The organism is Blautia wexlerae (assembly GCF_013300825.1).
GTDB classification, from domain to species: Bacteria; Bacillota; Clostridia; order Lachnospirales; family Lachnospiraceae; genus Blautia_A; species Blautia_A wexlerae_B.
Window position 1 is genome coordinate 23,517 of sequence record NZ_JAAIMY010000007.1, and the last position, 15,338, is coordinate 38,854.

15 protein-coding genes and 1 pseudogene are annotated in these 15,338 nt (G+C 41.6%); all 16 read left to right on the top strand.

The window, feature by feature from the left end; genetic code table 11:
- Positions 1-156: 156 nt before the first annotated feature.
- Positions 157-489 (top strand): annotated as a pseudogene (locus G4417_RS05455) (macro domain-containing protein); the annotation flags it as partial.
- Positions 490-774: 285 nt separating this feature from the next.
- Positions 775-1,092 (top strand): PadR family transcriptional regulator, encoded by a 318-nt coding sequence (locus tag G4417_RS05460; RefSeq protein WP_173682899.1) that lies wholly within the window; start codon positions 775-777, stop codon positions 1,090-1,092.
- On the top strand, positions 1,089-1,712 hold the full coding sequence (locus G4417_RS05465) for a DUF1700 domain-containing protein (protein ID WP_173682900.1): 624 nt from the start codon (positions 1,089-1,091) through the stop codon (positions 1,710-1,712). Before G4417_RS05460 ends, G4417_RS05465 begins: the two co-directional genes overlap by 4 nt.
- A complete protein-coding gene (locus tag G4417_RS05470; RefSeq protein ID WP_173682901.1) occupies positions 1,709-2,527 on the top strand; it encodes a DUF4097 family beta strand repeat-containing protein in 819 nt (272 codons plus the stop codon). The genes G4417_RS05465 and G4417_RS05470 overlap by 4 nt, the downstream gene beginning before the upstream one ends.
- Positions 2,518-2,610, top strand: coding sequence for an SEC-C metal-binding domain-containing protein (locus G4417_RS17485; protein WP_173682902.1), 93 nt, complete (start codon positions 2,518-2,520; stop codon positions 2,608-2,610). Before G4417_RS05470 ends, G4417_RS17485 begins: the two co-directional genes overlap by 10 nt.
- A 372-nt stretch (positions 2,611-2,982) precedes the next feature.
- Entirely contained in the window at positions 2,983-4,578 is a 1,596-nt protein-coding gene (locus tag G4417_RS05480; RefSeq protein WP_173682903.1) for an AAA family ATPase, read from the top strand.
- A gap of 212 nt (positions 4,579-4,790) precedes the next feature.
- Positions 4,791-5,591 (top strand): DUF4866 domain-containing protein, encoded by an 801-nt coding sequence (locus G4417_RS05485; protein ID WP_118566081.1) that lies wholly within the window; start codon positions 4,791-4,793, stop codon positions 5,589-5,591.
- A 68-nt stretch (positions 5,592-5,659) separates the two neighbouring features.
- Positions 5,660-6,991, top strand: coding sequence for a threonine/serine ThrE exporter family protein (locus G4417_RS05490; protein ID WP_173682904.1), 1,332 nt, complete (start codon positions 5,660-5,662; stop codon positions 6,989-6,991).
- A 264-nt stretch (positions 6,992-7,255) separates the two neighbouring features.
- Complete coding sequence (locus G4417_RS05495) at positions 7,256-8,206, top strand: L-lactate dehydrogenase (RefSeq protein ID WP_055149641.1); 951 nt, start codon at positions 7,256-7,258, stop codon at positions 8,204-8,206.
- Positions 8,207-8,764: 558 nt separating this feature from the next.
- Entirely contained in the window at positions 8,765-9,559 is a 795-nt protein-coding gene (locus tag G4417_RS05500) for a CoB--CoM heterodisulfide reductase iron-sulfur subunit B family protein (protein ID WP_119233631.1), read from the top strand.
- Positions 9,556-9,945, top strand: coding sequence for a 4Fe-4S dicluster domain-containing protein (locus tag G4417_RS05505; protein WP_173682905.1), 390 nt, complete (start codon positions 9,556-9,558; stop codon positions 9,943-9,945). The genes G4417_RS05500 and G4417_RS05505 overlap by 4 nt, the downstream gene beginning before the upstream one ends.
- Positions 9,946-9,951: 6 nt before the next feature.
- Positions 9,952-11,940: a 4Fe-4S binding protein gene (locus G4417_RS05510; RefSeq protein WP_173682906.1), complete on the top strand. Its 1,989-nt coding sequence runs from the start codon at positions 9,952-9,954 to the stop codon at positions 11,938-11,940.
- Complete coding sequence (locus G4417_RS05515; protein WP_008703025.1) at positions 11,931-12,374, top strand: hydrogenase iron-sulfur subunit; 444 nt, start codon at positions 11,931-11,933, stop codon at positions 12,372-12,374. Before G4417_RS05510 ends, G4417_RS05515 begins: the two co-directional genes overlap by 10 nt.
- Positions 12,362-13,336, top strand: a complete 975-nt coding sequence (locus tag G4417_RS05520; protein WP_022380682.1) for a 4Fe-4S dicluster domain-containing protein — start codon at positions 12,362-12,364, stop codon at positions 13,334-13,336. Before G4417_RS05515 ends, G4417_RS05520 begins: the two co-directional genes overlap by 13 nt.
- 3 nt (positions 13,337-13,339) lie before the next feature.
- Positions 13,340-14,371: a 4Fe-4S dicluster domain-containing protein gene (locus tag G4417_RS05525; RefSeq protein WP_008703028.1), complete on the top strand. Its 1,032-nt coding sequence runs from the start codon at positions 13,340-13,342 to the stop codon at positions 14,369-14,371.
- A complete protein-coding gene (locus G4417_RS05530) occupies positions 14,371-15,225 on the top strand; it encodes an FAD/NAD(P)-binding protein (RefSeq protein WP_022380684.1) in 855 nt (284 codons plus the stop codon). Before G4417_RS05525 ends, G4417_RS05530 begins: the two co-directional genes overlap by 1 nt.
- The last annotated feature ends 113 nt before the right edge of the window (positions 15,226-15,338 follow it).

Sequence of the window (15,338 nt, forward strand, 5' to 3'; positions counted from 1 at the left end):
ATGGTCTAATGTTAATAGACGCATAAGAGAATATCCCTGCTATGCGACTGCAAATAGAGAAAAGTGTGCTATTCTGAGATAAAACAAGAGGAGGATAAAAGGGAAAAATACTGATTTTTCAGGTGATTTAACAATATTAGAAAGCAGGTAAGAAAAATGTATTTAATAAAGACGATAAAAAATGACATAACAAAAATAACAGATGTGCAGGCAATCGTAAACGCAGCAAACAATTCGCTTCTCGGAGGTGGTGGCGTAGACGGTGCAATTCACAGAGCCGCTGGCCCGGAACTGCTTGCTGAATGCAGAACACTCCACGGATGTGAGACTGGAGAAGCAAAGATTACAAAGGCATATCATCTGCCCTGTAAGTATGTGATCCATACTGTAGGTCCTATATGGAATGGTGGTAAAAACAGGGAAGAAGAACTTCTTTCAAGCTGTTATTTTAGCTCCATGAAACTGGCAAGTGAGAATATAATCAGAACGACAGATGCCTAAAAAAATTAGACAGAACAGAAATAGAAACAGTCAAAAAGAGTTTCAGATGATCAGTCTGGAGCTTTTTTTGTTGCTCAAACACACTCTAAAAGACAGGCAAATGAATACTATCTGCAATCTATTATAAATTGCCAGAGATACCATAATGATTGGATTCCACGAAAAAATATATATAAAAATTTTATATATGTATTGACATTCTGCCAGCGTCGAAGTATATTATATGTAAAATTTATATATATAAATATTATACATATATCAGGAGGTGATTTCATGTATTTTCCGGTATCAGCATTATTGATTGAATACATGATCCTGTCAGTGGTAGAAAGCAAGGATTCTTATGGCTATGAGATTAGTCAGACAGTGAAGAAGGCTGCTGACATTAAAGAATCTACGCTCTACCCCATATTGAAGAAATTGCAAAATGCAGGATATCTGACTACTTATTCACAGGAGTATCAGGGAAGAAAGAGAAAATACTATTCGCTTACAGAGGAAGGCAAGGCACAGATTGAATATCTGAGCAATGAATGGAAAGTCTACAAAGATACGGTAGACGGAATTATTGAAGGGAGGATAAGAGGTTGAGCAGAGAGGAATATTTAAACCAGCTACATAAATATCTGCGGAAGCTTCCGAGACAGGATTATGAGGATGCAATGGAATATTTTACCGAGTATTTTCAGGAGACAGATGAGGAAGGTGCAGCAGAACTGATGAAAGAACTTGGTACGCCAAAGGAGGCTGCCAGAGAACTGATGGCAAATCTTCTGAATAAAAAGCTAGAAGATCATCAGAATTATGAAACAAACGGACAGACCATAGCAGAACAGAAAGGTTCCGGAAAGCACATGGTATGGATTGCATTACTGGTATTATTTGCAGCACCGGTAGGAGCTCCGCTCCTGGCGGCACTTGCGGCAGTTGTCCTTGCATTAGTTGTGTGTGTATTTGCAATTTTGTTATGTGTAGTTTTATTTGCGGCATGTCTGGTGCTTATTGGTGGGAAAATCCTTGTCCGCGGTATACTGGCAGCTCCATTCTCCATGAGCGGTTTTGCAATGCTTACAGGAAGCGGGCTGCTGGCTATGGGTGCAGGCATTCTCGGTGCACTGTTGTGCGTATATCTATGTAAATGGAGCAGTATTCTGATTGCGAAGCTGGTACGCCGAATCACAGGCAGAAAGAGAGAGAGGTTAGAACGATGAAAAGATGGGCAAAGGCATGGCTTGCGGCAGGAGTCGGATGCTGTGTATGTGGTGCAGTTTTGACAGGCATCGGTATTGCGAGCGGTGGAAGTAACTATGTGAAATCAGCAGATTTAAACATAATGGACGGATCTGCAAAAAAAAGCGATAATGAAATGGTTCTTGAAAAAACAAAGCTTGATGACTTTGACTCAGTAGACATCTCCATGACAGATATGAATCTGCAGGTAGTCAGTTCAGATGATCAGTACTGTTATATTTCTTATCAGGCATCCGATCAGAAAAAGGAGCCAATTAATTATCAGGTAAAGGATGGTAAATTAAGGATTCAGGAAAACAACAATGATGGTAAGACTTATTATCATGTTGATATCGGATTTTTGTCAGGTCTTTTAGGTGAAGGAACACTTACTACAGATGAAAATGTGGTAACTCTTTACGTGCCGGAAGGTAAGAAATGGAAGCTTGCAGATATTGAATTGGATATGAGCAACATACTGCTGAATGAATGCGAAATCGAAAATGGAACTGTTCAGACAGATTCAGGAGATGTATTCTTTAAAAATTGCGATTTCGATAATCTGAAAGTAAAAACGGATATGGGTGATCTTTGCTTTATTGGTAAAGAAGACGTGATGCGTACATGGAGCATACAGGTGAACACTGATATGGGAGACATCAATGTTGATGATGCGCTGACCGGTAAGAAGACGGAAGACCAGGACGACTGCGATATTTCCTACACACAAAAAGGAACGGGCGGAAATCTGGTGATCCAAACTGACAGTGGAAATATAAGTCTGAAGTGCAGATAACGAAAGATTATCAAGCAATAGGCAGAAACGATCCATGTCCTTGCAGAAGTGGAAAGAAATATAAAAATTGCTGTGGAAGATAAGTTTATTCTTCTGACAGAATAATTATCAAAAATGAAAAGAGTCTGATGCATAAAACATATAGGTTTATACATTGGATTCTTTTTTGTCTCTTGCCCAATAAGTTCCGGTATGCTATGATAAACCAAAGCATATTTTCTAATTATCTAAATCATTGTAGCTGTTTAAAGCTTCAACAGTTACAGCCAAATCTCAATTCATATACAGATCATGAATCTGTTCTTTCAGAAAAGTCATGTTTTAATTTTCATTATTTATTTTTAGCAGGAGTTTTCTAAAAGGCAGGAACTCCTGAACATATTTATCAAGGAGGTTATAAGATACTGTATAAGAAGACAGAAAAGCTATCAATAATAAAGAGGGAGGGTGAGATAATGGGTATGTTTGTAAATCCGAATGCTGCAGCATTTCAGTGTGCAGTCAATTCAGAAGTATATATAGACAAAACGGGATTATTGGAATATACAAATAAAGTATTGGGCACAAATGCCAGGTTTATATGTAACAGTCGTCCGCGCAGATTCGGGAAATCTGTTACTGTAGATATGCTGACTGCATATTACAGTAAGGGATGCGACACTGAAAAAATGTTTTCAGGACTGGAAATCAGCAGATGTCCGGATTTTTACGAACATTTAAATAAATATGATGTCATTCATTTTGATGTACAATGGTGCTGTATATCAGCAGGTTCCAGTGAGAATTTAATTTCATATATCACGAATATCGTTGTTTCCGAATTAAGAGAGACTTATCCTGAAGTCAATCTGGTGGAAAACAGCACTATATATGGAGCAATGGCACGCATTAATACTGCATTAGGAAAACAGTTTATTGTAATCATTGATGAATGGGATATCCTGATCCGTGATGAAGCCCATAATCAGGCAGCGCAGGAAATATATATCGATTTTCTCAGAAATATGTTTAAAGGAATTGAGGCATCAAAATATATCGCACTTGCATATCTGACCGGAATTTTGCCGATAAAGAAATTGAAAACTCAGTCTGCCTTAAATAATTTCACCCAGTTTACAATGCTTAATGCCGGCCCATTGACACCATATATCGGTTTTAATGAAGACGAAGTAATCGATTTGTGTGAAAAATATGAGATAGATTTTGCAGAAGTGAGGCGGTGGTACGATGGTTACCGTCTTGGAGATTACCATGTATATAATCCCAATGCGTTAGTAAATCTGACAATCATGCGAACATTTCAAAGCTACTGGTCACAGACAGGAACCTATCTGTCAATTCTGCCACTGATCAACATGGATTTTGATGGTCTGCGGACATCCATTATAGAGATGCTGTCCGGTTCCTCTGTAGAAGTAAATGTCAATGAATTTCAGAATGATATGGTCAGCTTCGCAGACAAAGATGATGTATTGACTCTGCTGATCCACCTGGGTTACCTTGCCTACGACCAGAGAACCCAGAGAGCTTACATTCCCAATGAAGAAATCCGTCAGGAATTTCGTGCTGCCACCAAACGAAATAAATGGAACGAACTGATCGAATTCCAGCAGGAATCCGAAAAGCTACTGGAGGCCACCTGGGAAATGGATGCAGAAACAGTTGCTGAACAGATAGAGAAAATCCATGCAGAATACACATCAGTGATTCAGTACAATAACGAGAATTCCCTGAGTAGCGTACTCAGTATTGCGTACCTGAGTGCAATAAAATATTATTTCAAACCAATCCGGGAACTCCCAACAGGAAGAGGCTTCGCAGATTTCGTTTTCATCCCCAAACCACTGTACAAAGATTATTATCCGGCATTACTTGTGGAGCTGAAATGGAACAAAAACGTAGAAACTGCCCTGGATCAGATAAAAGAACGCAAATATCCGGAGTCATTGGAGCAGTATACAGGGGATATTTTGCTGGTTGGAATCAATTATGATAAAAAAGAAAAAGCACATCAGTGCGTAATCGAAAAATGGCTTCCATTGTGTATATAGAGAGTAACTTCAAAAAACTTATGCAAGTTATGAAAAAAGACATTCTACCCCAGTGTCATGTATGGAATGTCTTTTTTATATAATTTTTAGCTTGCATCTATGCAAAATTGATATCAGCAAATCTCCTCTTTTCACATTGACATTACAAAAAGCAAGACTATAATGAGAACCGAGAAAAAGAATCTAACATTATCAGAAAGGGGAAGTTAATTATGAGTACAGTTTTGCCAAGAGAAGAAGCAGTAGAAACAATTTTTTCTAAAATTTTGGCTTCGCCGGAAGCATCCGGACGATTAAGCGGAGTTTTTTATGACCATATAGATGACGACCATCGTCTGACAGATAATGACAGAGATCATTTCCTGCAGGTATTGTTTCATGCGTACCAGAACGGTGATATCAGTGCACTGCTGTTGGAATTATGCGGCAGAAGTATGTTTGACCTGTTAAGGGAGGCTTATCTGATCCCGAAGAAATTCCACGGAAAAGCAGGAGAGAACCCGGTGCTCCTTACAGATGCAGCCGGAGAACTTCTTCCCGGAGAAAAGGTTTCAGCCAGAGAATATGCAAAATTCAAGGAAACATATGAACATCATGAATGTGCCCCCAGATCTGCGCTGTATCTTGCAGATGGTTATGATCTTGTCCGTACCTATACAGAAGGTCTGAACATTACAGAAGAAAAAGATAACCGTAAACGTGGTGTTCTGGTTCTTTATGCACTTCCCGACACCTGTAAACTGGGTCTGACAGAAGCACAGGCATATGCCGTTGTATGGGATGCTTTCCAGAAGATTCAGGAAGAAGCCCCAAGAGCCATGGTATACTACGGACAGGAAACAGGTCTGAAGAAAGAGAATCCGGATAAACCCTATGATGAAATTGGAATTCTTCTTCCTATCCATGAATTTGAGAAAAAAATGCTGCAGCATTTAGACGAGATTGACGGAATCGTACTGGCATGCAGAGAGAAAATGATGGAGAAAGCAGGAAATGACAGTCTGCAGCTTTAACAAATTAAGCAAGTAGCAAAGCGGATGATTTTATCCGATTGACAATATAGAATGAGGAAGTGAGAAAAATGCCGCAGGAAGTGATTAAAAAGAACCATATGGATGTTGCCTGGCATGAGTATACAGATGAAAATGGGGAAAATGTACCAGTTGTAGATTCCAGCATCGCAGAGAAAGCATCCGTTATCGGACGTGTGGGGATTATGTTTCTCTCATGCGGTACCGGAGCATGGAGAGTGAGAAGTTCCATGAATACACTGGCAGAAGCACTTGGCATTACGTGTACGGCGGATATTGGTCTGATGTCCATTGAATATACATGTTATGACGGAGAAAATGGTTTTACCCAGTCGTTGTGCCTGACTAATACAGGCGTAAATACTTTGAAGTTAAATCGTCTGGAACACTTTATCCGAAACTTTGAAAAAGAAGGAAAACATATGTCAGGAGAACAGCTGCATACATTTCTTGACAATATTGAAAAAACACATGGTCTATATTCCCCGCCTGCACTGGGACTTGCTGCAGCGATCGCATGCTGCGGATTTACATTCCTTCTTGGGGGCGGTCCGATCGAGATGTTCTGTGCATTTGTCGGGGCAGGAATTGGAAATTATCTCCGTTGCAAACTGACCAAACACCATTTTACATTGTTCTTATGTATTGTGTCTTCTGTATCTCTGGCATGTTTTGCATATGCAGGTCTGCTCAAACTTGGAGAAATATTATTTGGTATTTCTGTTCAGCACGAAGCGGGATATATCTGTGCAATGCTCTTTATCATACCGGGATTTCCGTTTATTACCAGTGGTATTGATCTTGCAAAACTGGATATGCGTTCAGGAATAGAACGTCTGACTTATGCTTTGATCGTTATTCTGGTAGCTACTATGTCAGCATGGATCATGGCACTGATCCTGCATTTGAAACCTGTAGATTTTATAAAACTTTTACTGTCAACAGAGCAGTGGATCTTATTCAGGCTTCTTGCAAGTTTCTGCGGAGTGTTTGGATTCTCTATCATGTTTAACAGCCCGGTTCGTCTGGCAGTCGCAGCAGCCGGGATAGGAGCAGTTGCCAATACTCTGAGACTGGAACTGGTAGACCTTGCAAATATTCCTCCTGCTGCAGCCGCATTTATTGGTGCACTTACTGCGGGACTTCTGGCGTCCCTGCTGAAGAATAAAGTCGGATATCCAAGGATATCTGTAACAGTTCCCTCAATCGTTATCATGGTTCCGGGATTATATTTATACAGAGGATTTTATAATCTTGGTATTATGTCATTATCAGTAGCTGCATCCTGGTTTGCGTCTGCGATCCTTATTATTGCAGCGTTGCCATTAGGGCTAATCTTTGCACGTATTCTGACAGATAAAGCTTTCAGATACTGTACTTAACCGAATCAAAAATCAGGGAAATACCCAACCACTGCTTAAATTGCAAAAAGCAATAAGCAGTGGTTGGGTATTTGCTCGTGCAAGTATCTACTCCAATAGGAAAATGTGAAAATTATATCAAACTAACAAACAATTTTATGCTTCCAAACAAATATTTAAACGAAAAAATTGTTCAGATTTCTGTACAAAAGCTCTTGTCAATTTTTTGACAATGTGTTATCATTAAGACGTCAATTTTGTTAGGAGAAAAGGAGTATTAAGATTATGAGCAGTAAAATTACTATCATTGGAGCCGGCAGTGTCGGTGCCACCATCGCGTACACTTTATCAAGTCAGGATATTGCATCTGAAATCGTTCTGATCGATATCAATAAACAGAAAGCAGAAGGCGAAGTTCTGGATATCATTCAGGGAACCTGCTTCAGAGATCCTATTTCCATCATTGCCGGAGATTATGAAGATGCCAAAGACTCTGACATCGTTATCATCACATCTGGTATCGCACGTAAACCGGGACAGACGAGACTTGAACTTACACAGACAAACGTAAATATCCTTAAGTCCATCACACCGGAGATTGTAAAGGCTGCACCAAATGCTCTTTACCTGATCGTAAGCAATCCGGTCGATATTATGACTTATGTATTTACAAAGATTTCCGGACTTCCGGAGAACCAGATCCTTGGTTCCGGTACCATCCTTGACTCTGCACGTCTGCGTTGCGGATTATCCGAGCACTTCCAGATTGCACAGAGTAACATCCATGCTTATGTATTTGGTGAACATGGCGATACATCCTTTATTCCATGGTCCGGAGCTTATATTTCCGGTGTAAGTGTGGATGAATACTATGAACTGGAGAAAAAGCTCGGAAAAGATATCGAGCCGATCGACAAAGAAGCAATGCTTCAGTATGTACAGAAATCCGGCGGCGAGATCATCTCCAAGAAAGGTGCAACTTTCTATGCAGTATCTTCCTCTGTATGCAAACTTTGCAGCCTGCTGGTATCTTCTTCCGAATCTATTTCCACAGTTTCTACCATGATGCATGGAGAATATGGAATTGAAGATGTATGCTTAAGTACTTTAACTCTGGTAGGACCAAACGGTGTGCAGGGTAAAGTTCCAATGAGAATGAACAAAGCTGAAATCGAACAGCTTCAGAAGAGTGCGGATGCACTCAAAGAAATTATTGCTCAGATTGACCTTGATTAATCATAAATCAGACGAATGATCCGGGAGAGTGAGAAAGTCACCTCACTCTTCCGGATAACAGAAAGTTACTGTTTACTCCTTTTTTATTCATGAGTCAAAATTCCATCTTGCAGCGGAGGCAAAGGAGTTTTGACTGTTATGAATTAAAACAGAAATGGAAAAAGGCATTGTTTTTTCAGGTTTCTGAAACGAAAGTCTGATTATGAGTAATATGAGTAAATAGAAAAGCGGATGACTTAATCTGTTTGAAAAAGTTAATTTAGATCAGGAAGAGATAAGCAGAGGTGTTGATGCAAAAAAAAAATCAAAAACCTCTTGTTAAAATGTTATCAATATGATATAATATATGTCGGAAATCGAGCTGATACACTCCTTTAATTGCGGAGGAAGGGTGTGCGAACTCTTTTATTTTCTATGTCTCAAAAAAGATATAAAAAGTAATTGTATTAGACTTGATTTATATTTTTGCCTATACATTGTTAAAAAAATGACAAAGATTAGCAGGCACTAACTGCAACACGAATTTACCTGAACAACTAAGAAAGGATAATGTTAAGTATGAAGTACAGTTATTATCCGGGTTGTACCCTGAGAAACAAGGCGAAAGATCTGGACGAATATGCCAGAGCCAGCGCCAGAGCACTTGGGTTTGAACTGGAAGAGATCGAAGACTGGCAGTGCTGCGGAGGTGTTTATCCTCTGGGAACTGACGAGATCGCTACGAAGCTTTCTTCCGTACGTGCTCTCAATCAGGCCAAAGAAAAGGGCCAGGATCTGGTAACAATCTGCTCTGCCTGTCATCACGTGATCAAACGTGTCAATGACGATATGAAAAATGTGGAAGATATCCGCACCAGAGCAAACAATTACATGCAGCTTGACGAGCCATACGAAGGGGAAACCACAGTACTCCATTATCTGGAAGTACTTCGCGACAAAGTCGGTTTTGACAAGCTGAAAGAGAAAGTAGTAAACCCGCTTACAGGAAAGAAAATCGGAGCTTATTACGGATGTCTTTTATTACGTCCGGGCAAGATCATGGCATTCGATGATCCTGAGAATCCGACCATCATGGAAGATTTCATCCGTGCACTTGGTGCAGAACCGGTGGTCTATCCGTACAGAAACGAATGCTGCGGCGGATACATTTCTCTGAAAGAAAAAGAAATGTCCCAGAACATGTGTCAGAAGATCGAAGACAGTGCGAAAGGCTTTGGCGCAGATATGCTGATCACAGCCTGTCCATTGTGTAAATATAATTTAAATAAAAACGCTTCCAGCGAACTGCCTGTATATTATTTCACAGAGCTCCTTGCAGAAGCCCTCGGAGTAAAAGAGGAGGTGGCAAAATGAGAAACGAACATTCAGCAGCAGAGAAAATCAAAGAGATCTCGGGAACCAATCCGCTGAAATGTATGAAATGTGGAAAATGTTCTGCTACCTGCCCGTCATTCAATGAAATGGATATCAAGCCACATCAGTTTGTATCCTATGTTGTAAACGAAGATATCGAAGCACTTGTCAATTCAAAATCTCTCTGGAAATGCCTTTCCTGCTTTGCCTGCGTAGAGCGTTGTCCAAGAGATGTAAAACCGGGAAAGATCATCGATGCAGCAAGACAGTTAGTTGTCCGTGAAAAAGGCGGCGATTATCTGAAAGCAGATGAGATACCACAGCTTCTTGATCCGGAACTGCCACAGCAGCTTCTGGTAAGTGCATTCAGAAGATACAGGAGGTAAGCCAGCGTGCAGAGAATTGGTGTATTTGTCTGTCATTGCGGAAGTAATATCGCCGCTACGGTAGATGTAAAAAAAGTTGTTGAATTAGCTGCCAAAGAGCCGGGTGTCGTTCATGCAGAAGACTACCAGTACATGTGCTCAGAAGCAGGCCAGGCTAAGATTCAGGAAGCCATCAAAGAGAAGAAACTGACAGGCGTCGTTGTCTGTTCATGCTCTCCACGTATGCATGAGGCAACATTCAGAAAAGCAGCCGAAAGAGCTGGTCTGAACCCATACATGGTGGAGATCGCAAATATCCGTGAGCATTGTTCCTGGATTCACAAGGATATGGAAGAGGCTACAAAGAAAGCTGTGATCCTTGCCAGAGCAGCAATCGCAAAAGTGAATTTAAATGCTCCTCTTCAGCCGGGAGAGAGCCGCGTTACAAAGAGAGCCCTGATTATCGGCGGCGGTATTGCCGGAATTCAGACAGCCCTGGATATCGCAGATGCAGGATATGAAGTAGATATCGTAGAGAAAACTCCAAGTATCGGCGGAAGAATGTCCCAGCTTGACAAAACATTCCCGACACTTGACTGTTCTGCATGTATCCTCACACCTAAGATGGTAGAGGCAGCAGCACATGAGAAGATCAATATCTATACATACAGTGAAGTAGAACATGTCAGCGGTTTCGTAGGTGATTTCACCGTTGATATCAGAAAGAAAGCAAGAAGTGTAAATATGGACAAATGTACAGGCTGCGGTGTCTGCCAGGAAAAATGTCCGTCCAAGAAGATTCCGAACGAATTTAACAGAGGATTAAATAACAGAACTGCTATTTACACTCCATTTGCACAGGCAATCCCGAATGTTCCGGTTATCGACCGTGAGAACTGTCTGAAATTTAAAACAGGAAAATGTGGTGTCTGCTCCAAAGTATGTCAGGCAGGAGCCATTGAATACGATCAGCAGGACGAGATCGTAACACAGAAATATGGTGCCATTGTAGTTGCTACAGGTTTTGATATCATCAAACTTGACAAATACGATGAATATGCATACAGCCAGAGCAAGGATGTGATCACATCTCTGGAACTGGAACGTATTATGAACGCAGCAGGTCCTACAAAAGGACACTTAGAGCGTCTTTCCGACGGAAAGGCTCCGAAAGAGCTGGTATTTATCCAGTGTGTGGGAAGCAGATGTTCCGATGACAGAGGAAAGCCATACTGCTCCAAGATCTGCTGTATGTACACAGCAAAACATGCAATGCTGATTCGTGATAAATATCCGGATACAAATGTAACAGTCTTCTATATTGATGTGCGTACCCCTGGTAAGAACTTCGATGAGTTCTACAGAAGAGCTGTAGAGCAGTACGGTGTAAACTACATCAAAGGCCAGGTAGGAAAAGTCATTCCTCAGCCGGACGGAAGCCTTCTTGTACAGGGATCTGACCTGATCGACAACAAACAAATCCTTAAGAAAGCAGATATGGTCGTTCTTGCAACAGCTATTGAACCGAACCCGGATGTTCGTAAGATCGCTACCATGCTTACGGCAAGTATTGACACAAATAACTTCCTCACAGAAGCTCATGCAAAGCTTCGCCCTGTAGAATCTCCTACAGCAGGTATCTTTCTTTCCGGTGTATGCCAGGGACCGAAGGATATTCCGGAGACAGTTGCACAGGCCGGTGCTGCAGCAGTTAAGGCAATCGGTCTTCTTGCAAAAGATAAACTGACAACTAACCCATGTACAGCAAAATCCGATGAACTATTATGTAACGGATGTTCTACATGTGCAAATGTCTGCCCATATGGAGCAATTTCCTATGAGGATAAACAGGTAAATGACCACGGTATCCGTGAAACAAGAAGAGTAGCCGTTGTAAATACAGCACTTTGCCAGGGATGCGGCGCTTGTACAGTAGCCTGCCCGTCTGGTGCTATGGATCTGCAAGGCTTTTCCAACAGACAGATTATCGCGGAGGTAGATGCAATATGTCGATAGAAACAAACGAAGAATTCAGACCTAAGATTGTAGCATTCTGCTGTAACTGGTGTAGTTACGCAGGTGCAGACCTTGCAGGAAGCAGCCGTCTTTCTTACCCGGCTGACGTAAAGATCATCCGTGTTCCATGTTCCTGCCGTGTCAATCCAATGTTCATCCTCCGTGCTTTTGAGAAAGGTGCTGACGGTGTGATCATGTGTGGATGTCATCCTGGAGACTGTCATTACAGCACAGGTAACTACTATGCAAGAAGACGTATGACACTTCTTTTCTCCATGCTGGACTACATCGGTGTGGAAAACGGAAGAACACGAGTAGAATGGGTTTCCGCTGCTGAAGGTGTGAAATTCTCCCAGACTATGAATGAGTTTGTAGAGAAGATCCATTCACTCGGTAAGAACGTAAGATTGGAGGATTTAAGATGCAGGAGCTGATAAATCGTGCAAAAGAACTGCTTGCTGACGGTACAGTTGCAAGAGTTCTAGGATGGAAAGCCGGAGATCTGCCTTACAATCCGGAACCGGCTTACTTTGAAACAGAAGAATCTCTGAAAGATTTTGTATATAACGGATTCTGCGGTGCAAACTTAAGCAAATATATGATCGAAGCTTCCAAACTGGAAGGCAAGACACTGGTTTGTTTAAAACCATGTGATACATACAGCTTTAATCAGCTGATCAAAGAGCATCGTGTAGACCGTGAGAAAGCTTATATCATTGGTGTTGGATGTAAAGGAAAACTGGATATCGAGAGAATCCGCAAACAGGGAATCAAAGGTATCGAAAGCATTTCCGGTGCAGAGATCACAGATGAGGCAGAAACACTGACTATTCAGACAATCTATGGTGAGAAGACCTGTGCATACAAAGATGCAATGCTTGAAAGATGTCATGTATGTAAAGGAAAAGAACATAAGATTTATGATGAACTTATCGGTGAGTCCAAAGACACAAAAGATGCAGATCGTTTTGCAGAAGTAGAGAAGATCGAAGCAATGAGCCCGGAAGAAAAATTTGCATTCTTCCAGAGCCAGTTAAGCAAATGTATCCGCTGCAATGCCTGCCGTAATGTCTGTCCTGCATGCAGCTGCCGTAAATGTGTATTCGACAGCAATAAGTTTGACAGTGCGCAGAAAGCAAACGTGGACTCTTTCGAAGAGAAGATGTTCCATATCATCCGTGCATTCCATGTGGCAGGAAGATGTACAGACTGCGGCGAATGCAGCAGAGTATGTCCTCAGGGAATTCCGCTTCACCTGTTCAATCGTAAATTTATCAAAGATATTGATACATTCTATGGTGAATATCAGGCAGGAGAGGATTCAACATCCAAGGGACCTCTTACAAACTTTACATTTGAAGATGTTGAGCCGAGTATCGTGGCAGAAAGGGGATAATGTATGTATAAGATAGCAGCAGAGAATCTGCAGGCATTATTCCAGAAGATTGCCGCAGATCAGGATTTATATTTACCGGTCAAAGTCAGTGATCAGGTAAACTTCAAAGCATGGAGCGAAGATGCAGAAGTTTGTCTTGATACTTTAAAAACTGTAAAATCACCAAAAGATGCTTTTTTTCCACAGAGTGAAAACCTCTACACCTGTAAGAAAGAGGAGAAGAATATCTCCATTGAGCCACAGGCATTACAGGAAAAGAACTTTGTTGTGTTCGGAATGAAAGCCTGCGATATCCAGGGTGTAAAAGTACTGGATAACGTATTCTTAAGTGATCCGATCGATACTTTCTATGCCGCCAGAAGAGATCATGGTACGATTGTAGCACTTGCATGCCATGAGCCGGAAGAAAGCTGTTTCTGTAAAGTATTCGGTATTGACTGCGCAGACCCTGTTGCAGATGTTGCAACATGGATGATCGAGGGAGAGCTTTACTGGAAACCTCTTACAGAGAAAGGGGAAGCCCTTACAAAAGCAGTTGCAGAACTTCTCAACGATGCTGACGAAGCAAAAGTAGAAGAAGAGAAAGCTGCGATCCGCGCAATCGTAGAGAAGCTTCCGTACTCTAATCTTTCTCTGGAAGGATGGGGACAGGAAGATTACATGGATCGTTTCAATTCTCCTGTATGGGAAGAACTTTATAAACCATGTCTGGCATGTGGTACCTGTACATTTGTATGCCCTACCTGCCAGTGCTATGATATCAAAGATTATGACACAGGACACGGCGTACAGCGCTACCGCTGCTGGGATTCCTGTATGTACTCTGACTTTACCATGATGGCACACGGAAATAACCGTAACAGCCAGATGCAGCGTTTCCGTCAGAGATTCATGCATAAACTTGTTTACTATCCGGTAAACAACAATGGAATGTTCTCATGTGTAGGATGCGGCCGCTGCGTTGAGAAATGCCCATCATCCTTAAATATCGTAAAAGTCATCAAAGCTTTTGAAAATCAGGGAGGTGAAAAATAATGAGCGAATGTACCTGCCATAAAAACTACACATTAGACACATTGATCCCGAAGGTTGGTGTGATCACAGATATCCGTCAGGAGACACCGGATGTTAAAACCTTCCGTGTAAACGCTCCTGAAGGAGGAAAACTTTTTGAACATATGCCTGGCCAGTGTGCAATGGTCTGCGCACCAGGTGTAAGTGAAGGTATGTTTTCCATTACTTCTTCACCTACAAATAAAGAATATCAGGAATTCAGTATCAAGAAGTGCGGTGCACTGACCGATTATCTCCACAGCCTTCAGGTTGGAGATGAGATCACAGTCCGTGGACCATACGGAAATCATTTCCCTGTAGAAGATAAATTAAAAGGTAAAAACCTTCTGTTTATCGCAGGTGGTATCGGACTTGCACCTCTTCGTTCTGTTATCAACTATGTACTGGATAACCGTGCAGATTACGGAACAGTAGATATCCTCTATGGTTCCCGTTCCGCAGATGACCTGGTACAGTTAAAAGAAATCCAGGAAGTCTGGATGAAAGCAGAGGGAGTTAATGTTTATCTGACAATCGACCGTGAACAGGAAGGCTGGGACGGACACGTTGGATTCGTTCCTTCTTATCTGAAAGAGATTGGATTCGATACAAACAAAACAGCACTTGTCTGCGGACCGCCGATCATGATCAAGTTCGTTCTTGCAGGACTGGAAGAACTGGGCTTCTCCAGAGAACAGGTTTACACAACTCTGGAGCTTCGTATGAAATGCGGTATCGGTAAATGCGGCCGTTGCAATATCGGTTCCAAATACGTCTGCAAAGACGGTCCGGTATTCAGATGCGACGAGATTGATGAATTACCTGCAGAATATTGATAAGCAATGAGCAGTGCAGAAAGTGATGTGAGGGAATGCGTCATGCTTGCATATAAGCATTCTTTCACAGAACATTCTGTAGGGCGAACGCCCTCAAGCGAGAAGTAGCGTAG